The sequence below is a fragment of the Bradyrhizobium sp. T-12 genome, assembly GCF_058314695.1.
The window spans coordinates 2,340,827-2,361,219 of the sequence record NZ_CM177756.1 but is presented as its reverse complement, the minus strand read 5'-3'; the positions used below and the strand labels follow the sequence as shown (position 1 = coordinate 2,361,219).

Here is a 20,393-nt window from a genome sequence, read left to right as displayed (position 1 = left end):
ATCGTCGCTCTCTCTGGAATACTGGATCGCCCGGTTTTCACCGGGCGATGACAGCGGCGTGTAAGGCGCGGACCTGCCGCCTCTCCACCCCATTCAAACAACATTTCAAACGAGCTCGCCAAATTCCATCGCGTGGCATGGCTCCGCGTGAAAAATGCGCGCTCGCACTTTGGCCGCGCTGGCACTATTCTGCCGCCAGAACGATCTCAGCGTCCCCGGGAGGAACAATGACAAAACACACCTATATTCCCCGCACCACCAACTACACCCTCAATCCCGGCGACGAGCTCAACGACCTCCGGATGTCGGACCAGGTCCGGCCGCTCTACGATCACGTCAAGAAGTTCATCCGCGACACGGTCGAGCCGATGTCGATCGAGTTCGCCAAGGCCGGCGAAGGCAAGGAAGACCGCTGGAGTTTTACGCCGAAGCAGCTCGAGGTGCTGGAGAAGGCCAAGAACAAGGCCAAGCAGGAAGGCCTCTGGAACTTCTTCCTGCCCGACGACGAGACCGGCCAGGGCCTGAAGAACCTCGACTACGCCTATATCGCCTCCGAGCTCGGCAAGAGCCCGCTGGCGTCGGAGAGCATGAACTGCTCGGCCCCCGACACCGGCAACATGGAGGTGCTGGAGCGCGTCGGCACCAAGGAGCAGAAAGAGAAGTGGCTGAAGCCGCTGCTCAACGGCGAGATCCGCTCGGCCTATGTCATGACCGAGCCGAACGTCGCCTCCTCCGACGCCAAGAACATCTCGACGACCGCAAAACTGGTCGGTGACGAATGGGTCATCAACGGCGAGAAGTACTACATCTCCGGCGTCGGCGATCCCCGCTGCAAGATCCTCATCGTGATGGTGAAGACCAACCCGGATGCGGCGCCGAGCAAGCAGCAGTCGCAGATCCTGGTGCCGCGCGACACGCCCGGCGTCGAGGTGCTCGGGCCCATGTACGTGTTCGGCCAGGACCATGCGCCGCGCGGCCACATGCACATGCGCTTCAACAATGTGCGCGTGCCCAAGGAGAACATGCTGCTCGGCGAAGGCCGCGGCTTCGAAATCTCGCAGCTCCGCCTCGGCCCCGGCCGCATCCATCACTGCATGCGCACCATCGGCAAGGCCGAGAAGGCGCTCGACCTGATGGTGCAGCGTGGCCTCACCCGCGAAGCCTTCGGCAAGAAGATCGCCCATCTCGGCGGCAACATGCAAATCATCGCGCAGGCGCGCTGCGAGATCGAGGCGATGCGACTGATGGTGCTGAAGGCCGCCAAGGCGATGGACGTGCTCGGCAACAAGGAGGCCCGCGTCTGGGTCTCCATGGTCAAGGCCATGGTGCCGGAGCGCGCCTGCAAGATCATCGACCAGGCCATCCAGATGCACGGCGCCACCGGCATCTCGCACTGGACTCCCCTCGCCGAGATGTACCAGGACGTGCGTCACCTGCGCTTTGCGGATGGTCCGGACGAGGTGCACTGGATGGTGGTCGGGCGCCACGAGCTGAGCATGGCGTGATCCCAACTCCTCATGCGCGGGCTTGACCCGCGCATCCATCGTGAGGAGCATGTCTTCAGGATTGACTGATTGCCGGGTCAAGCCCGGCAATGACGACTTGCCCAGGAGCCACTATGGACTACGCCGCCAGCGAGCTGACGCCGCGCGAGCGCTACAAGGTGCTGACGTCCTTCATCCTGCCGCGGCCGATCGCGTGGGTCACGACGCTGGGGCCGACCGGCGTCGTCAACGCAGCGCCATTCAGCTTCTTCAACGCCTTCTGCGAGGATCCGCCGCTCTGCATGTTCGCGGCCAACCGCAAGCCTGGTGGTGAGGACAAGGACACCTTCCTCAACATCCAGCGCACCGGCGAATTCGTGGTCAATATCGCTGATGAGCCGCTGGCGCGAGCGATGCACGAGAGCAGCGGCGACTTTCCGCCTGAGGTCGGTGAGCCAGATTATCTCGGCCTCAAGCTTGCGCCCTCGACGACAATCGCGGTGCCGCGGCTCGCCGACACGCCCTGGGCGATGGAGTGCAAGCTCTGGAAGCTGATCGACGTCAACGACGATCGCAAACTGATCATGGGCGAAGGTCTCCACTTCCACATTCGCGACGAGCTGTGGGATGACGAGACGATGCGGGTGCACATGGACCGCTATCACCCGATCGGCCGCATGTTCGCCGACCGCTATTGCCGCACCGACGACCGCGTGGTGTTTCCGGCGGCGGAAGGCGCAAAGACCAAATAGTCGAACCCAGGAGCGAAACGATGCCGGAAGCCTTTCGCGACAATGAAGAACGCGAGCGGTTCGAGCTCGACGTCGACGGGCCGATCGCCTTCGTCACCTACCGCAAGACCGACGGCGCGATCACGCTGGTGCACACCGAGGTGCCGCCGGAGCTCGGCGGCCGCGGCATCGGCTCGAAGCTCGGCCGCGCCACGCTGGATGCGGTGCGGGCGCAGGGCCGCAAGCTCTTGGTCGAGTGCGATTTCATTCGCAATTTCATGCGGAAGAGTCCTGAATACAACGATCTCCTCGCCGAGGGAAGGAACACGCATGCCGAGCCACAGGCGAGCTATCGCGCCGGCTGTTTCTGTGGCGCGGTCGAGGTCGCGGTCACCGGCAAACCGATGTTTGCTGGCTATTGCCATTGCGCCGATTGCCAAGCCTGGTCGGCGGCGCCGATCAACGCCTTCAGCCTGTGGAAGTCGGACGCTGTGCGCATCATTAAGGGCGAGGCAGAGCTCGGGACGTTCAACAAGACCGAGCATTCCTATCGAAAGTTCTGCAAGCGCTGCGGCGGCCACGTCATGACCGAGCATCCGCGGATGCGGCTGATCGACGTCTACGCCAATCTGCTGAAGGGATACCGACACCAGCCGACCCTGCACGCGAACTACGCGAGCAAGATGGTCTCGGTTAGGGATGGCCTGCCGAAATATGCCGACCTGCCCGCGGATCTTGGCGGCTCCGGGGGAATTTTGCCGGATTGATCGCGTAGGGCGGATTAGCTCCCGGCTGCGCAAAGCGCAGTCCGAGAGCGTAATCCGCCGAACGCCTACGTGACGAAGAGTGGCGGATTACGCCTTCGGCTAATCCGCCCTACGCACCTACGTCGCAGGCTCGATCTTGTCCTGCGTCTTGGTCTCGAAATCGCTGGCGTCGTGGCGTTCGTGCAGCTGGCTGGCGGGATCGCCGGAGACGCGGTTGACCATGCGGCCGCGCTTCACGGCGGGGCGCTGCGCGATCTGGTCGGTCCAGCGCTGCACGTTCTTGTAGTCCTGCACCGACAAAAACTCGCCGGCGCCATAGACCAGCCCCTTGGCGAGAGCGCCGTACCACGGCCAGACCGCCATGTCGGCGATCGTGTACGCCTTGCCCGCGAGATATTCGTTGTCGGCAAGGCGCCGGTCGAGCACGTCGAGCTGGCGTTTGGTCTCCATCGCAAAGCGGTCGATGGCGTATTCGATCTTGGTCGGCGCGTAGGCGTAGAAATGGCCGAAGCCGCCGCCGAGATAGGGCGCGCTGCCCATCTGCCAGAACAGCCAGGACATCGCCTCGGTGCGGGCCTTGACGTCCTTCGGCAGGAAGGCGCCGAACTTCTCGGCGAGGTAGAACAGGATCGAGCCGGATTCGAACACCCGGATCGGCTCCCGGCCCGAGCGGTCCATCAGCGCCGGGATTTTCGAGTTCGGGTTGATGGCGACGAAGCCGCTGCCGAACTGGTCGCCATTGCCGATCTTGATCAGCCAGGCGTCGTATTCGGCGCCCTTGTGGCCGAGGGCCAGCAGCTCCTCCAGCATCACCGTGACCTTGACCCCGTTCGGGGTGGCCAGCGAATAGAGCTGCAGCGGGTGCTTGCCGACCGGAAGCTCCTTGTCATGGGTGGGGCCGGCGATCGGGCGATTGATGCTGGCGAACTGCCCGCCATTCTCCTTGTTCCAGGTCCAGACTTTGGGCGGCACGTAGGCGGGGGTGTCGGTCATGCGGGGGCTCCGGCGGAAAGATGCGCCTGCATTAATTAGCCCTGGAATGGCCGATGACAAGGGCACGGCAACGCATTGCCGGCCGGGACAACTTCACGTTTTGTCATGGCAGGCGGCCCTCCCCGTCATTCCGGGGCGCCAGCAGGGCGAACCCGAAATGACGGGCGGTCGGCGTGAGGGAAGCGCGCGACGCCTACACACAAGATGCCTCGCCGAATCCGGCATGTCATCGATTGGCTCGCGTCACTTTGCTTCGCCAGCGAAAACAACGAAAATGCGAAGGCCGCCGGGAGAGAGAGCCATGAAATCGCCGATCTGCGACATGCTGGGAATCGAGTTCCCGCTGCTGGCCTTTAGCCATTGCCGCGACGTCGTCGCCGCCGTCAGCCGCGCAGGCGGCTTCGGCGTGCTGGGGGCGACCGTGCACACGCCCGATACGCTCGAACGCGAGTTGAAGTGGATCGACGATCACGTCGACGGCAAGCCCTACGGCATCGACGTGCTGATCCCCGAGAACATCTCGACGGCGGGCGAGAAGGACGTCACCTGGAAGAGCCTGGAAGCGCGCGTGCCGCAAGAGCACCGCGCCTACACGCGCGAGCTCCTGAAGAAATACGACATCGAACTGGCGAGCACGGAGGTCGCAGCCGATCAGCCGCAGCCGTTCGACGGAAAAACCGCGCTGCAGCTGCTCGAGGTCTCCTTCAATCATCCGATCCGCCTCATCGCCAACGCGCTCGGCGTACCGCCCAAGGCGATGATCGAGATGGGCAAGAAACACGGCGTGCCGGTCGCAGCGCTGGTCGGCGCCAAGGAGCACGCGCTGCGCCAGGTCGCGGCCGGCGTCGACATCCTCGTGGTGCAGGGCACCGAAGCCGGCGGCCACTGCGGCGAGGTCTCGACCATGGTGCTGGTGCCGGAGGTGATCAAGGCGATCAAGCCGATTCGCGACGTGCCGGTGCTGGCGGCCGGCGGCATCATGACCGGACGGCAGATGGCGGCCTGCATGGCAATGGGCGCGGCCGGCGCCTGGACCGGCTCAGTGTGGCTTGCGACGGTGGAAGCCGAAACCACGGAGATCTTCCGCGAGAAGATGATCGCGGCATCCTCGCGCGACGCCGTGCGCTCCAAGGGACGCACCGGCAAGCCGGCGCGGCAGCTCCGTTCGGTCTGGACCGACGCCTGGGACCGCGCGCCGGACAGCCCGGGCGCCTTGCCGATGCCGCTGCAGAGCATCATCAGCCGCGACGCGTTTCATTCGATCGATCGAGCGGCCGCGAGCGGCAACGCCAGGGCGCGCGATCTCGTCAGCTATTTCGTCGGCCAGGGCGTCGGGCTGATCGACAGCGTGAAGTCGGCGGGTGCCGTGGTGCAGGAGTTCAAGGTAGATTTCGCCGAAGCCGTCGAGCACATGAATGCGCTGGTGGCGGAATGATAGACCCTCGTGGTGAGCAAGCGCGCAAGCGCCGTCTCGAACCATGAGAGCCCGCGGCCCGTCCTTCGAGACGCCTGCTTCGCGGGCTCCTCAGGACGAGGTCGGAGATTTCTGAGAGAGTGAAGAAGCAAGAAAAATGACGATTGTTTCCCCCGACCGCATCCCCGTCATCGTCGGCATCGGCGAGATCGTCGACCGCCCGAAGGAGATCACCGAAGGCCTCGAGCCGCTCGACCTGCTCGAACAGGCGCTGCGGCGCGCCGAGGCGGATGCCGGCGCAAAGCTGCTCGGCGAGGTGCAGTCGCTCGACGTCGTCAACTTCCTGAGCTGGCGCTATCGCGATCCGGAAAAGCTGCTGGCGCAACGGCTCGGCATTACGCCAGCGCATTGCTATTACGGCCCGGTCGGCGGCGAGAGCCCGATCCGCTACATCCACGAGGCAGCCAAGCGCATCGCCCGCGGCGAATGCAGCGTGGCGGCGATCTGCGGCGCCGAGGCGCAATCGACCGCGACCAAGGCGGAGCGTGCCGGCGCAAAGCTGCCATGGACGCCGTTCGCCCATGACGTCGAGGAGCCCAAGCGCGGCGCGGCGTTCCAGAAGCCGCTGGCGGTGAAGCTAGGGGTGTTCCGGCCCGTCACGGTCTATCCATTCTACGAGGCCGCCTCCTCCGCGCATTGGGGCCAGACGCCGCGCGAGGCGATGGCGGAATCGGGCACGCTGTGGTCGCGCTATTCGGAGGCCGCCGCGCAAAATCCCAATGCGTGGCTGAAGCGGCGCTATGCGCCGGAGGAGATCACGACGCCGAGCGCGGACAACCGCCTGATCGCGTGGCCCTACAACAAGCTGATGGTCGCCAATCCCAGCGTCAACATGGGCGGCGCACTGATGCTCACCAGCCTCGCCAAGGCGCGCGCGCTCGGCATCGCGGAGGACAAACTGGTCTATCCGCTCGGCGGCGCCTCGGCGGAAGAGCCGCGCGACTATCTGCTGCGCGACCAGTTCTACGAGAGCCATCCGCAGAACGCGGTGCTCAAAGCGGTGGTGGACCTCGCCGGCGGCGACGGGAAAAAGTTCGACGCGATCGAGCTCTATAGCTGCTTCCCCTGCGTACCCAAGATGGCACGGCGCACGCTCGGCCTTGGTGCCGACGTGCAGCCGACCGTGACCGGCGGCCTCACCTTCTTCGGCGCACCGCTCAATACCTACATGACGCATGCGGCCTGCGCGATGGTGCGGCGCCTGCGCGACGGCGGCAGGCTCGGCCTGCTCTATGGCCAGGGCGGCTTCGTCACCAAACATCACGCGCTGGTGGTGGCGAAGGCGCCGCCGCGCGAGGCGCTGGCGCAGGAGACCGGCGTGCAAGCCGAAGCCGACCGCAACAAGCGCGCGGTGCCGGAGTTCGCTAGCGAGGCCTCGGGCAAGGGCAGGGTCGAGAGCTTTACGGTGCTCTACGGCCGCGGCGGCAATGTCGAGCATGGCGTGGTGATGCTGCGGACGGCGGACGACCGGCGCACATTGGCGCGGATACCGGCGAGCGATGAAGCGACGCTGGCGCATCTGCTCGATATGGACCGGACGCCGGTGGGATCGCTGGGCGAGATCACGATGGCCGCGGATGGTGTGCCCGAGTGGCGCGTGGCATAGCTTGTTCTCGTGTCCCGGACAGGGTGCAGCGCGAAGGGCCGCTCCGCAGAGCCGGGACCTAGAAAGCGACATGCTACGGCGCGAAGAGACGGGCCCCAGCTCTGCAGCGCACCACTGCGTGCTGCGCTGCGTCCGGGGAACGAGACTGCCCTACCCCTTCGGCGCCTGCTTCTCCGACGCCGTCGCCGGCTTGCCCCTGGCGCCGACCACGCGCACCGGATCGCCGTCGGAGAGGCCGTCCGGCGGGGCCGTGATGACGCGGTCATCTGCCGCGATGCCCGAGGCGAGCTCGATCTCGCGGCCGAGGTCGCGGGCGATGGTCACGGGCTTGAACAGCACCTTGTCGTCCGCGCCGACGGTGGCAACGCGCAAGCCGCTCCCGTTGAATATCAGGGCGCTGGCGGGGATGCTGAGAGGCGCGGAGTCGCGCTGCAGGTTGAGCTTCACGCTGGCATAGCCGCCGGGCATCAGCTCTCCGCTCGAATTGTCGAGCCCGAGCTGCATGCGCGTCGTGCCGGAGGCGACGTCGACGGCCTGCGAGGAGGCTTCCACGGTCGCCTGGAAATTCCGGTTCGGATATTCCGGCAGCGTGATGGTCGCCTTGGCGCCGATCTTGATCGCCGGCACGTAATTCTGGGGGACGTTGACGTAGACGCGCAGCTTGGTGATGTCCGAGACCACGAACATCGCCGGACCGGAGCCGCCGCCGGCATTGATCAGGGCGCCGACGTCGGTGTCGCGCGCGGTGACGATGCCGTCGAACGGCGCGGCGATCTTCTTGTAGCCGGCCAGCGCCTCCAGCCGTTCGACATTGGCCTTGCCCGAATTGACGGCGGCGTTCTTGTTGGAGAGGTCGGCAGTGCGCTCGTCGATCTCCTGCGCCGAGACGAAGTTGGAGGCGACCAGCGTCTTGCGCCGGTTCAGCGTTGCCTCCGACAGCCTCGCGCTGGCCTGCTGGCTGGCGAGGTCAGCTCTGGCTTGCAAGAGCTGCTGATCGAGGTCGGGCGCCTCGATCTCGGCGATCACCTGCCCCGCCTTGACGCGGGCGCCGATGTCGGCGCTCCAGCTCTTCAGATAACCCGACACGCGGGCGAAGATCGGCGCGCGGTAATAGGCTTCCAGCCGGCCCGGCAGGTCGATGGTGGCGCTCTGCGCCTTGGCGCTCGGCTGTATCACCGCCACGCTCGGAATGGCCTGGTCATCGGTCCATTCCCTCAGCTTGGAGCCCTGCTCCTCGCGGGCACGGATGCCCGTGCCGACGACGAGGCCAGCCGCGATCAGCGCCACCACGCCGAAGATGCCCAGTTTCCGGCGCGACACCGGGGAGCCGGATTCAGTGGGCGACATGCGAGGTCTCCAAAGGGGCGGCGACTTTGGCGCCTTGTTTCTTGTGTACCATACTGAACACCACGGGAACAAACATCAGCGTGGCGAAGGTCGCAAAGATCAGGCCGCCGATCACCGCGCGGCCAAGCGGCGCATTCTGCTCGCCGCCCTCGCCCAGCCCCAGCGCCATCGGCGCCATTCCGATGATCATGGCGAGCGCGGTCATCAGCACCGGGCGGAACCGCACGAAGCCGGCCTCGAGCGCGGCGGCAATGGGATCGCCGAGCGCCTCGTAGCGCTCGCGCGCAAACGAAATCACGAGCACGCTGTTGGCGGTGGCAACGCCCATGCACATGATGGCGCCCGTCAGCGCGGGGACCGACAGCGTGGTCCCGGTCGTGAACAGCATCCAGACGATGCCGGCGAGCGCAGCCGGCAACGCCGTGATGATCACGAAAGGATCGGACCAGGACTGGAAGTTCACCACGATCAGGAAATAGATCAGCACGACAGCACCGAGCAGCCCGAACAACAGGCCGGTGAAGGCGCTGTTCATGGTCTGCACCTGTCCGAGCAGCACCACTGAGGAGCCTTTCGGCACCTCTTTGGCCGTATCCGCGATCACCTGGCGGATGTCGGCGGCGACTGCGCCGAGGTCGCGGCCCGAGGTGGTCGCAAAGATCTGCACCATCGACTGGATATCGTATTGCGAGACCACCGCGCTCGAGGCCGAGCGCCTGATGTCGGCGATGCCGCCGAGGATCGGCGACTGCGCATTGCCCGCGGCTGTGATCGGCAGCGTCTGCAGCGCGCTGAGCGAGTCGATCTGGTATTGCGGCGTCTGCATCACGATCGAATAGGACACGCCGTTGTCGGGATTGAGGTAATAGGTCGGCGCGACCTGCGAGGATCCCGCGAGATTGACCACGAGGCTGTTGGTGACGTCGCGCTCGGTCAGGCCGACATATTGCGCGCGGGTGCGATCGACGTCGATGTTGAAGGTCGGCGCGTTCGGCGATTGCTGGATCCGCGCGTCGGCCACGCCCGGGATCCTGCGGACCTTTGCCAGCAGGGAGTTGGCGTAAGCGAAGTTGGCGGCGAGATTGGCGCCGCGAATCTGCAGGTCGATCGGCGCCGGCGCGCCGAAATTCAGGATCTGGCTGACGATGTCGGCCGGCAAGAAGGCGAAGCTGACGCCGGGGAACAACCGCGGCAATTGCTCGCGCAGCACGCGCACATGCTCTTCGGTCGGCTTGTGGCCCTCCTTCAGCTTGATCTGGATGTCGCCGTCCTGCGGGCCGATCACGCCGGTGTTGTTGTAGGTCATGTTGATGCCGGAGATCGGCATGCCGATGTTGTCGGTCATGGTCTCGATCTCGCCCGGGATCAGCTTGCGCACCGCCTTCTGCACGTCGGCGAGCTGGTTGGCGGTCTCCTCGACGCGGGTGCCGACCTGGGTGCGGACATGCATCAGGATGTTGCCGGCATCGACCGCGGGAAAGAAGTTGCGCCCCAGGAACGGCACCAGCGCGAAGGACGCGCCGACCACGCAGAGGAAGCCGATCACGAACACCGCACGGTGGGCCAGCGCAAGGCCGAGGAAATCATGGTAGCCGCCGCGGATGCGCTCGAACCGCGCCTCGAAGCCGCGCTGGAACCAGACCAGCGGATTGCGCGATTTCGGCGGGGCGCCCTCGTGGTGGACATGCGGCTGCAACAGATAGTTCGCCATGGTCGGCACCAGCGTGCGCGACAGGATGAACGACCAGATCATCGCGAACATAACGGCTTCCGCCATCGGCACGAACAGGAAGCGCGCGACGCCGCTGAGGAAGAACATCGGGACGAACACGATGCAGATGCAGAGCAGCGACACGAAGGCCGGCGTCACGATCTGGTTGGCGCCGTCGAGGATCGACTGCTCGACCGGCTTGCCCTGCTCCAAATGGTAGTTGATGTTCTCGATGGTCACGGTGGCGTCGTCGACGAGGATGCCGACCGCGAGCGCGAGGCCGCCAAGCGTCATGATGTTCAGCGTCTCGCCGATCGCCGACAGCATGATGATGGCGCCCAGCACCGAGAGCGGGATCGAGACCGCGATGATGATGGTCGAACGCCAGCTGCCGAGGAACAGCAGAATCATGACGCTGGTCAGCAGCGCCGCGATCACGCCCTCGACCGCGACGCCTTGAATCGCGCCGCGGACGAACACCGACTGGTCGCCGATGAAGCCGATCTTCAGCGCGTCGGGGAGCTGGTCCTTGACGTCAATCACCTTCTGCTTGATGCCGGCGATGATGTCGAGCGTCGAGGTCGCGCCCGCCTTCAGCACCATCATCAGCACCGAGCGGTTGCCGTCGACATGGACGATGTTGGTCTGCGGCGGATTGCCGTCGCGTACGCTCGCAACGTCGCGCACATAGACCATGGCGCCGTTGACGGTCTTGATTGGAAGGTTGCCGAGCTCGTCGATCTTCAGCGGCGAATTGTTGAGCTGGATGTTGTATTCGAACTGGCCGATCTTCTGGGTGCCGACCGGCGTGATCAGGTTTTGCGCGGCCAGCGCGTTGGCGACGTCCTGGCCGGATAGCCCGCGGGCCTGGAGCGCGGTGGGATCGAGATCGATCTGGACGTGGCGCTGCTTGCCGCCGAACGGATAGGGGATCGCCGCGCCGGGCACGGTGACCAGCGGCGTGCGCAGCTGGTTGATGCCGATGTCGGCGAGGTTCTGCTCGGTCAGGCCATCGCCCGACAGCGCCACCTGGATGATCGGCACGGTGGAGGCCGAGTAGTTCAGGATCAAGGGTGGCGTCGCGCCTGGCGGCATCTGCTTGAGCAGCGTCTGCGAGATCGCGGTGACCTGCGCATTGGCGGTGCGGATGTCGACGTTGGGCTGGAAGAAGATCTTGATGATGCCAAAGCCGTTGTAGGAGTTGGCGGTGATGTGCTCGATGTCGTTGACGGTCGTCGTCAGCGCGCGCTGGAACGGCGTGGTGATGCGGCCGGACATCTGGTCGGGCGGCAGGCCGGTGTACTGCCAGACCACGCCGATCACGGGAATGCGGATGTCAGGGAAGATGTCGGTCGGCGTCCGCAGCGCCGCCAGCGGTCCGATGATCAGCAGCAGGAGCGCGAGCACGACGAACGTATACGGCCGACTCAGGGCAATACGGACCAGAGCAATCATGCGCCAGGCAATTCCAGGTCAAATGAGACTACGGAAGCCGCCCCCACGGCGATCCCCATTTCCCTTTACCGGAGCACCGCCGGAAACGCTAATAACCAGAACTATCCTGCCTTCACTTCCCTGCTACCGCACTGCAAAATCGACATCACAGCCATGCACCAGCCTGTCTCAGGCGGCGCGGACCGCGTTCAGGAACCTGCACACCTCGAGCTTGAGACGATTGGAGTCGCGCGACAGCATCTGCGCCGCCGACAAGACTTGCGAGGACGACGCGCCGGTCTCGGCGGCTCCCCGCTCGACCTCGCCGACATTGGTCGAGGCCTGCTGCGCACCCTTGGCCGCCTGCTGGACGTTGCGCGTGATCTCCTGCGTCGCCGCGCCCTGCTCCTCCACCGCCGCGGCAATGGCTGCAGCGATTTCGGACAGCCGCGCGATGGTGCCGCCGATGTCGCGGATGGCCGTGACGGATTCCTGGGTCGCCGACTGGATGCCGGTGATCTGCTGTGCGATCTCGCCGGTCGCCTTCGCCGTCTGCGCGGCCAGGGCCTTGACCTCGGACGCGACCACCGCGAAGCCGCGCCCGGACTCGCCCGCTCTTGCCGCTTCGATCGTCGCGTTGAGCGCGAGAAGATTGGTCTGCCCTGCGATCTGGTCGATGAGTTCGACGACGTCGCCGATCTTGGCGACCGCCCGCGACAATCCGTCGATATGCCCATCGGTCAACCGGACCTGATCGACGGCCTCGTTGGCCATTCGGGCCGAATCCTGCACCCGGCGGCTGATTTCGGTGACGGAGGACGACAGCTGCTCGGTCGCGGAGGCGACCGACTGGACGTTTGCGGAAGCTTCCTCCGAACCGTCGGCGACGGCGACGGCGAGCGTTTGCGCCCGCGCGGCCGTCACGTTCATCGCACCGGCAGAGGCTTCCAGCTCGGTCGAAGCCGAGCTCACGGCATCCACGATCTCGCCGACTGCGGTCTCGAATTGACCGGCAAGCCTGTGCATGTCGGCGCGGCGCTGTTCGGCCGCGACCTGGTCCTGCCTGATCTTGGCATCTGCCACCTCGTGCGCCTTCTCCTCGGCCTTGACCTTGAACGTCTCCACCGCGTGGGCCATGTCGCCCACCTCGTCCTTGCGGCCAAGTCCGGGGAGAACCACCGCGAAATTGCCGCTCGCCAACTCGCCCATCGCACCCGTCAAAGCCGACAATGGGCGCACGATCCGCGACAGCGCAACCCAGAAGCTCAGCAGCGTGAGGCCAAGGCTCGCGAACAGAATCGCAACGCTGACGATCAGATTGGAGGCGCTCGCCTTCGCCTGTTCGGCAGCCTCCATATCCGCCGCCGCGCCGATCGCGTCCGCCAGGGCGAGAATGGAATTGATGGCCGTCGTCGCGCGGCTCACGTAATCCCGGCCACCGATCCTGTACTCACCGGTCGGACCGACCGCGAGGATTTCGGCACGCAGTGCGCCATAGGTCCGAAAGTAATCCTCATTCACCGACTTGATCGCTCTCGCGAGTGCTGCCGGAACGTCGCTGCGTTCGGCGATCGGAGCGACCGTCTCCCAGGCGAGCTCGACGTGGCCGCGGAAGGTGGCGATCCGGCCGATGCCGTCCGCTGCAAGTTTCGCATGCGAGCTGATCAACCCGCCGAGGAAAGCACGTTCGCGGCCGGCGTTCTCGGCCATCTCCGCCGTCAGGTGCCGAAGGCCGACGAGGCGTGCCATGGCCGCCGAGGGCGAGCTGGTCAGCGTCTCCAGCGTGAGGCGCAGCCTGTTGGTGGCAATTTCGATCAGGTCGGTGATCGCCGGGGCAAAGGCCTTGATCACCTCGCCGTCGCGCTCCGGCAAAGGCTTGGCGAGATTCGCATCGACCTTGCGGCGCAGGTTTTCGAAGTTCTGGAATGCCCGCTCCGCTTCCGAGACACGCTGTTCGGCGCCCTTCATCGCCGTGACGCCGCGCAGGCGTTGCACGGCATCGCGGAAGGCCTGATCCGACGTCGCACGCACGCCGTCGATTTCCGAGCGTCGATCGGCGGCAAGCACCTCGGGCGAATTTAGCGCCGCATTGGTCATGCCGCGCTCCTTCGCCCATTGCCCGGCACCGTGCAGCAGCAATTGCGAAATGCCGTTGAGACCGACGAAGACCTCCGCCTCCTGACGGTCGTGGTAGGCTTGAACGGCCGTGTAGCCGGTGGCCGCCACCCCCATCAAGGCAAGCGCTGAAATGATGACGGGTAGTACCGTGCCTATTCTGAGATGCACCGCTGGCTTCCTTCTTCCGAGCACCGCTTCCAATGACGGAACCGGTCGGCTTCACGAGAACTACCCAACGTTCGCAACGCGATGTTGTCTCACGTCAAAGTGCAATCGTAAGGCCCTGGGCTTCACTGCTTATGCTTATCAAAACGTTGCCCGCGAGAACCTGCGCGGCGCAGCGCCGCCGCACCGTGCCACTCACGCGCCGGCTCAACGAAACGAGCGGCGCTCTTGGCGCCGCTCGTCGTTCGATCGGACAAGGATTATGCCGCGCGGACGTTGGTCAGGAACTTGCTGACCTCGTTCTTCAGCCGGCCCGAGTCGTTCGACAGCATTTGCGCGGCCGACAGCACTTGCGAGGAGGCCGAGCCGGTCTCGGTCGCGCCGCGCTGCACGTCGGTGATGTTGGAGGAGACCTGCTGGGTGCCCTGCGCCGCCTGCTGCACGTTGCGGGCGATCTCCTGGGTCGCCGCGCCCTGCTCTTCCACCGCGGCTGCGATCGCGGAGGAGATTTCCGAGAGACGCTCGATGGTGGAGGAGATCTCCTTGATGGCGCCGACCGAATCGTTGGTCGCCACCTGAATGCCGGAGATCTGCTGGCCGATCTCGCCGGTCGCCTTCGCGGTCTGCTCGGCGAGCGCCTTCACCTCGGAAGCGACCACCGCAAAGCCGCGGCCGGCCTCGCCCGCGCGCGCCGCCTCGATCGTGGCGTTCAATGCCAGCAGGTTGGTCTGGCCCGCGATGGTGTTGATCAGCTCGACGACGTCGCCGATGCGCGCGGCCGCCTTGGACAGCTCGCTGACGCGCTCGGTGGTGGCGCGTGCCTGACCGACGGCATCGTTCGCCATCCGCGCCGATTCCTGCACCTGACGGCTGATCTCACCGACAGACGAAGCCATCTCCTCGGTCGCCGAGGCCACCGATTGCACGTTGCCGGACGCCTGATCGGACGCGGCGGAGACGACGGAGGCGAGTTGTTGCGCCCGCTCGGCGGTCGAGCTCAGCGATCCCGCCGATGTCTCCAGCGCGCCGGATGCGGCCGAGACCGTCTCCACGATGCCGCCGACCTGCGCTTCGAAACTGTCCGCCAGCTCGTTCATCGCGCGCTTGCGTTCGCGGTCGGCAGCGGCCTGGTCCTGGGCGCGCTGCTCGATGCTGCGCTTGATGTCGCCCTGCATCGAGCCCAGCGACGTCGCGAGCCTGCCGACCTCGTCAGCCTGATTGATCTCGAGCTGCTGGTTGAAATCGCCCTTGGCGATGCCATCGGCGAAATTGGCGCAATCCTGGATCGGCCGCGCGATCTTGCGTGCCGCGAACGAGATCAGGAAGATGGCCGCCAGCACGATGACGAGGCCAACGCCGAGCTGCCAGAACGTGTTCGACGTCGCTCGGGCGCTGAGCGAAGCATCCAGTTGGCGGGCGGAGGCCAGCACCACGTCGCGCGGGATCGAAATCACGACCGACCAGGCGTTCTCGGTGAGCCCGAAGCGGATCGGCGCATAGATGTCGATATTGGCGTACTTCGGATCGTCCTGCACCGTGCTCTTGCCGGCCTTGACGATGGCGAGGCTCTCGCTCCAGCGCGGGTCGGCTTCCGACGCATTCTTGCCGATCACCTCTTGGTTTGCGCTGTTGGCGACGATCAGGCCGGTATCGTTGAGGATCGCGACCTTGCCCTTGCCTTCGAACAGCGAGCCGTTGATCTTGATTGCGAGCTTCTGCACGAAATCGAGATTGTAGTCGGCGCCGGCAACACCGCGGAACTTGCCGCCGATCATGACCGGGACCGACATGGTCGCCAGAAAGACCGCCTTGCCCTGCACGATGTAGGGCAGCGGGCCTAGGATGTTCTCCTTGCCCGTCGTGTTCGGATTGATGTACCAGGCGCCCTTCACGAGGCCGTTGGGGTGCCGCTCACTGCTGTCGTACTCGACCAGCGGCTGGACTGCGATATCGCCGTTTGCGTTGCGCGTCCAATACGGCAGGAAGCGGCCGGTGTTGTCCGATCCGACCTCCTTGCGACCCTTGAACGCCGCGTCATCGCCATCCAGCGCCCCGGGCTCCCAGGCCGAATAGGTGCCGTTGAAGGCGGGGTTGAGCTCGAGCACGTGACGCAGCAGCGCGTTGAACTGGGCCCGCCGCGCCGCGATCGGAGTGCCGGTCTTCTCGTCCGCCAGGGTCGCGAAGGCATGCGCCGTGGTGCGCGCAGCATCAAAGCCGACCTCGAGCTCGGCCTTGATCGCGTTGGCTTCGGTGGAGGCCCGGTTCATCAGGCTCTCCTTGGTCTGATGGTCCACCAGCTGCATGACCTCGTGGGTCACGTACTGGTTCATGCTCTGCGTCGAGAAGAGGCCGTAGCCGATCAGCACGACACAGGTGACAGCAAGGCAGAGGCCGGCGATCAGCGCGATTTTCAATTGGATGGAGCGAATGGCGGAAAATGAAAGCAGCTTCACGGGTTGAGTCTCCGAAACACTGCGAGGAAAGTTAAAGTTCCCTCAGTTCGGAACCCGTAAAGATTTGGAACCGTACGACCCACGTGAAAAATATGTCAGTGCGCGCAGGCTCTCCCCAAAAGCAAAGAGCGGCGCCGAGGGCGCCGCTCTTGCGTCATCCGATACCTGACGGAGGGATCAGGCCGCGCGGACGTTGGTCAGGAACTTGCTGACCTCGTTCTTCAATCGGCCCGAGTCGTTGGACAGCATCTGCGCTGCCGACAGCACCTGCGAGGACGCCGTGCCGGTCTCGGTCGCGCCGCGCTGCACGTCGGTGATGTTGGAGGAGACCTGCTGCGTTCCCTGCGCCGCCTGCTGCACGTTGCGGGCGATCTCCTGCGTCGCCGCGCCCTGCTCTTCCACCGCGGCCGCGATCGCCGAGGAAATCTCGGAGAGGCGCTCGATGGTGGAGGAGATCTCCTTGATGGCGCCAACCGAATCGTTGGTCGCTGCCTGAATGCCGGAGATCTGCTGGCCGATCTCGCCGGTGGCCTTCGCGGTCTGCTCGGCGAGCGCCTTCACCTCGGAGGCCACCACGGCGAAACCGCGACCGGCTTCACCGGCACGCGCGGCTTCGATGGTCGCGTTCAGCGCGAGCAGATTGGTCTGGCCCGCGATGGTGTTGATCAGCTCAACGACGTCGCCGATGCGCGCGGCGGCCTTGGACAGCTCGCTGACGCGCTCGGTGGTGGCGCGCGCCTGGCCGACGGCATCGCCTGCCATCCGTGCCGATTCTTGCACCTGACGGCTGATCTCGCCGACCGACGAGGCCATCTCCTCGGTGGCAGAGGCGACCGACTGCACGTTGGTCGAAGCCTCCTCCGAAGCGCCTGCAACCGTGGTCGCAAGCCGCTGGGAGCGGTCGGCAGTCGAGGTCAGCGTCGAAGCGGAGGCTTCGAGCTGCGTCGAAGCCGACGACACGGTCTGGACGATCTCGCCGATCATGGTTTCGAATTCGCGGGTGATGTTGTCGACGCGGCGGCCGCGCTCGATCTTGGCTTCGGCATCCGCGGCCGCAGCTTCGTCCGCGGCCTTCTTGGCGATCAACGCCTCCTTGAAGATCTGGAGCACGTCGGCCATGGCGCCGATCTCCGTCTTCTCGCCGCGATGCGGGACCTCGGCGGCCAGATCTCCCCGGCCCAGCGCCTGCATCGGCTCGGTGATGGAATTGATGCCGTTCGAGACGTCGCGGACCAGATAGAAGCTGAGGCCGATCCCGATCACCACAGCGGCGCCGAGAATGACCGACACCAGCATGAAAGCGTAGGAATAGTTGTCGGCGGCATCCTGAGCGGCCTGTTCGCCGCCCTTGGTGTTGAGCTCGATGTCCTTGTTCAGGACCTCATCCGCCTGAAGGCCGATCTTGTTGACCGTCTTGGAGTTGAGCTCCTGTGCCTCGCGCGGGATCTTGCCCGCCTCCTTGCGCGACAAGGCCATGACCTCGTCGGTGCCCTTCTTGTAATCGTCCCAGAGTTTCGACCACTGGCCGTAGAGCGCGCGCTCTTCCGGGGAGCTGATCATGGCTTCATACTTGCTGCGCGTCTTGGCGAGCGCCTCGGTCACCGTGCCAGCGGTCTTCTCCACCACGAGCTTGTCTTCCAGGGCCTCGGCCAGCATGTGCTGGCGAACCACGTTGCGGTATGTGATGACCGCGGCTCGCAGGTCGCCGATCACCCTGACGCTCGGCATCCAGTTCGTGGTGATATCGACGGTACTGGCATTCATCGACCGCATCTTCGACACGGCGAGCAGGCCCATGCCGGTCATCGCGAGCAGCAGGAACGCCACGACGCTGATGATCTTGGCGCGAATGGAAAGCTTGGCAAACATAATCGGGTCTCGTTGTGCTGGCGCGGCGGCGCGTGCGGAGGTCTTACGAATCAACCAAAAGGAGCAGCGCCGACATCCAACACCAGAGCACCTGAGCAGACGTTAACTACGACTCCGTACGAGTACGGAAGCCAGAAAGAAATGAATGGGCAGCTAAGAACGCCCTGCGCTCAGCGCATGAGCCCAAGCGCGTCGGAGAAGAACGCGGGGCCGCCGAAATTGCCGGATTTCAGGGCAAGCAGCATCTCGCCTGCAGCCGCACCGACCGTGCGCAACACGGGGACCCCCGCCGCAATTTCTACCCCCACGAGAAATCCGGGGATCTTCAACCGATCGACCACGGCGCCGGACGTCTCGCCGCCGGCAACGACGAGGCGCCTGACGCCGGCCTGCACCAGCCCTTCGGCGATATCGGCCATGGCCTGCTCTATGGCGTGGCCGGCGGCGTCGCGGCCGTGGCGCGCCTGGACGGCGGTAACGGCCTCCGGCGTCGCGCTCGAAGCAATCAGAACGGGACCTTCCGCCAGAAGTGGCCGAGCCCAGGCGAGCGCGCGCTGCGCTTCGCCTTGGCCTGAGACAATCTGCTCGGGATCGAGGTGCAACACCGGCATGACACGTTCGGCATTGGCGATCTGCTGAAGCGTCGCCTGCGAGCAGCTTCCGGCAAGACAGGCGGCCGGTCCGCCGACCGCTGCACCGGCGTCGCTGCTCGCAGCGGTCGATTTGACCTTGCCCGTCGAGACCAGCGCGCGCGCAAGCCCGAGGCCCATGCCGGAGGCACCGACCGACAAGCGATGTTCACCGGCCACGAGGCCGATGGTCTCGAGGTCGCGGTCGAACACGGCGTCGATGATCGCAGCGCCGATCCCCTTGCCGGCGAGCTCGGTCAGTCGCGCCCGCACGGCATCGGCGCCGCGCGTGACGGTCGCGAGGTCGACGAGACCGATCCGCGTCCTGCTCTGACGCGCGAGCACGCGCACCAGGTTGGAATCGTGCATCGGGTTGAGCGGATGGTCCTTCAGCGGGCTCTCGTTGAGCGGCACGGCGCCGACGAAGAGGTTGCCCTGGTAGACGGTGCGACCGGTCTCCGGAAAGGCCGGCGTCACCAGCACGATCGCCTCGCCGCACTCGGCGCAGAGCGCGTCCATGACAGGGCCGATATTGCCGGCGTCGGTGGAATCAAAGGTCGAGCAGATCTTGAACAGCACATGGCTTGCGCCACGGCTGCGCAGCCATGTCTCCGCCGCGCGCGAACGCGACACGGCAAGGCCCGCCTCGATCGAGCGGCTCTTCAGCGACACCACGACGGCATCGACCTCGGGCAGTGCTAGATCGTCCGCGGGCACGCCGATGGTCTGCACGGTGCGCAGGCCCGCGCGCGTCAACGTGTTGGCGAGATCGGACGCGCCGGTGTAGTCGTCGGCGATGCAGCCAAGAGCAATGTTCGCTGCAAGTGTCACGGCTTCACTCCAGCGTAGGGCTTGAACCAGGCAAGGCCGTCGGCGGTCTTGCCGCGCGGATTGTACTCGCAGCCGACGAAGCCGGTATAGCCGAGGCGGTCGAGCTCTTCGAACAGGAACGGATAGTTGAGTTCCTCGCCGTCGGGCTCGTTGCGCGAAGGGATGCTGGCGATCTGGATGTGACCGATGATCGGCATCATCTCGCGCAACCGCATGGTGACGTCGCCATGGATGATCTGGCAATGATAGATGTCGAACTGGAGCTTGAGGTTCGCAAGCCTCAGCTCCTGGATCAGGTCGCGCGCGAAGCCGAAATCGTTGAGGAAGTAGCCGGGCACGTTGCGCGCGTTGATCGGCTCGATCACGACGTCGATGCCGTGGGGTGCGAAGAACTCCGCGGCCCATGCCACCGATTTGTAGAAGGCCTCGATCGCGACGCGCTCGCCGCGGTTGGCGATGCCGGCCATCAGGTGCAGGCGCTTCACGCCGGTCGCCCTGGCGTAAGGCAGCGCCGTCTCGAGGCTCGCCTTGAGATCGTTGAACCGCGCCGGCAACGCCGCAAAGCCCTTCTCGCCGGCATTCCAGTCGCCTGGCGGCAGATTGAACAGCGCCTGGGTCAGGCCGTTGCGCTTGAGCCGCTCGCCGACCGCCTCGGCGGGATGATCGTACGGAAAGAGAAACTCGACCGCGGTGAAGCCGGCTGAAGCGGCGGCATCGAAGCGATCGAGGAACGGCACCTCGGTGAACATCATCGAGAGATTGGCGGCAAAACGCGGCATGG

At 65.4% G+C, this 20,393-nt stretch carries 13 protein-coding genes; 5 read left to right on the top strand and 8 right to left on the bottom strand.

From position 1 onward, the window contains the following. Nucleotides 1-227: 227 nt before the first annotated feature. The 3 genes from AC0WRY_RS11180 to AC0WRY_RS11170 all read left to right on the top strand — a co-directional run bounded on the left by AC0WRY_RS11180 (nt 228) and on the right by AC0WRY_RS11170 (nt 2,982). A complete protein-coding gene (locus AC0WRY_RS11180) occupies nt 228-1,505 on the top strand; it encodes an acyl-CoA dehydrogenase family protein (protein WP_028143270.1) in 1,278 nt (425 codons plus the stop codon). A gap of 113 nt (nt 1,506-1,618) precedes the next feature. Further along, nucleotides 1,619-2,236, top strand: a complete 618-nt coding sequence (locus AC0WRY_RS11175) for a flavin reductase family protein (protein WP_194407031.1) — start codon at nt 1,619-1,621, stop codon at nt 2,234-2,236. Nucleotides 2,237-2,256: 20 nt separating this feature from the next. After that, complete coding sequence (locus AC0WRY_RS11170) at nt 2,257-2,982, top strand: N-acetyltransferase (protein ID WP_371746322.1); 726 nt, start codon at nt 2,257-2,259, stop codon at nt 2,980-2,982. Between the two features lie 117 nt (nt 2,983-3,099). Here the strand turns inward: AC0WRY_RS11170 and yghU are convergent, their stop codons facing one another. Further along, entirely contained in the window at nt 3,100-3,975 is an 876-nt protein-coding gene (gene yghU, locus AC0WRY_RS11165) for a glutathione-dependent disulfide-bond oxidoreductase (RefSeq protein ID WP_491123098.1), read from the bottom strand. A gap of 301 nt (nt 3,976-4,276) precedes the next feature. Between yghU and AC0WRY_RS11160 the strand changes: the two genes are divergently transcribed. Beyond that, entirely contained in the window at nt 4,277-5,410 is a 1,134-nt protein-coding gene (locus AC0WRY_RS11160; RefSeq protein WP_194407029.1) for a nitronate monooxygenase, read from the top strand. 136 nt (nt 5,411-5,546) lie between these two features. Beyond that, nucleotides 5,547-7,055 carry an acetyl-CoA acetyltransferase gene (locus tag AC0WRY_RS11155; protein ID WP_194407028.1) on the top strand — a complete coding sequence of 503 codons (1,509 nt, stop codon included), beginning with the start codon at nt 5,547-5,549 and terminating at the stop codon, nt 7,053-7,055. Between the two features lie 150 nt (nt 7,056-7,205). Here the strand turns inward: AC0WRY_RS11155 and AC0WRY_RS11150 are convergent, their stop codons facing one another. From AC0WRY_RS11150 to otnI, 7 genes are all read right to left on the bottom strand, one after another. Then, nucleotides 7,206-8,402 carry an efflux RND transporter periplasmic adaptor subunit gene (locus AC0WRY_RS11150; RefSeq protein WP_194407027.1) on the bottom strand — a complete coding sequence of 399 codons (1,197 nt, stop codon included), beginning with the start codon at nt 8,400-8,402 and terminating at the stop codon, nt 7,206-7,208. Further along, a complete protein-coding gene (locus AC0WRY_RS11145) occupies nt 8,389-11,568 on the bottom strand; it encodes an efflux RND transporter permease subunit (RefSeq protein WP_491123097.1) in 3,180 nt (1,059 codons plus the stop codon). Before AC0WRY_RS11145 ends, AC0WRY_RS11150 begins: the two co-directional genes overlap by 14 nt. Before the next feature lie 168 nt (nt 11,569-11,736). Further along, complete coding sequence (locus AC0WRY_RS11140; protein WP_491123096.1) at nt 11,737-13,833, bottom strand: methyl-accepting chemotaxis protein; 2,097 nt, start codon at nt 13,831-13,833, stop codon at nt 11,737-11,739. Nucleotides 13,834-14,090: 257 nt separating this feature from the next. Then, on the bottom strand, nt 14,091-16,283 hold the full coding sequence (locus AC0WRY_RS11135; RefSeq protein WP_194407025.1) for a methyl-accepting chemotaxis protein: 2,193 nt from the start codon (nt 16,281-16,283) through the stop codon (nt 14,091-14,093). 177 nt (nt 16,284-16,460) lie between these two features. Continuing rightward, the gene (locus AC0WRY_RS11130; protein ID WP_194407024.1) at nt 16,461-18,152 is read right to left on the bottom strand and encodes a methyl-accepting chemotaxis protein; all 1,692 of its coding nucleotides are present in this window, start codon (nt 18,150-18,152) and stop codon (nt 16,461-16,463) included. Nucleotides 18,153-18,322: 170 nt separating this feature from the next. Then, on the bottom strand, nt 18,323-19,612 hold the full coding sequence (gene otnK, locus AC0WRY_RS11125) for a 3-oxo-tetronate kinase (RefSeq protein ID WP_194407023.1): 1,290 nt from the start codon (nt 19,610-19,612) through the stop codon (nt 18,323-18,325). Beyond that, the gene (otnI, locus tag AC0WRY_RS11120; protein WP_194407022.1) at nt 19,609-20,391 is read right to left on the bottom strand and encodes a 2-oxo-tetronate isomerase; all 783 of its coding nucleotides are present in this window, start codon (nt 20,389-20,391) and stop codon (nt 19,609-19,611) included. Before otnI ends, otnK begins: the two co-directional genes overlap by 4 nt. Nucleotides 20,392-20,393 lie beyond the last annotated feature (2 nt).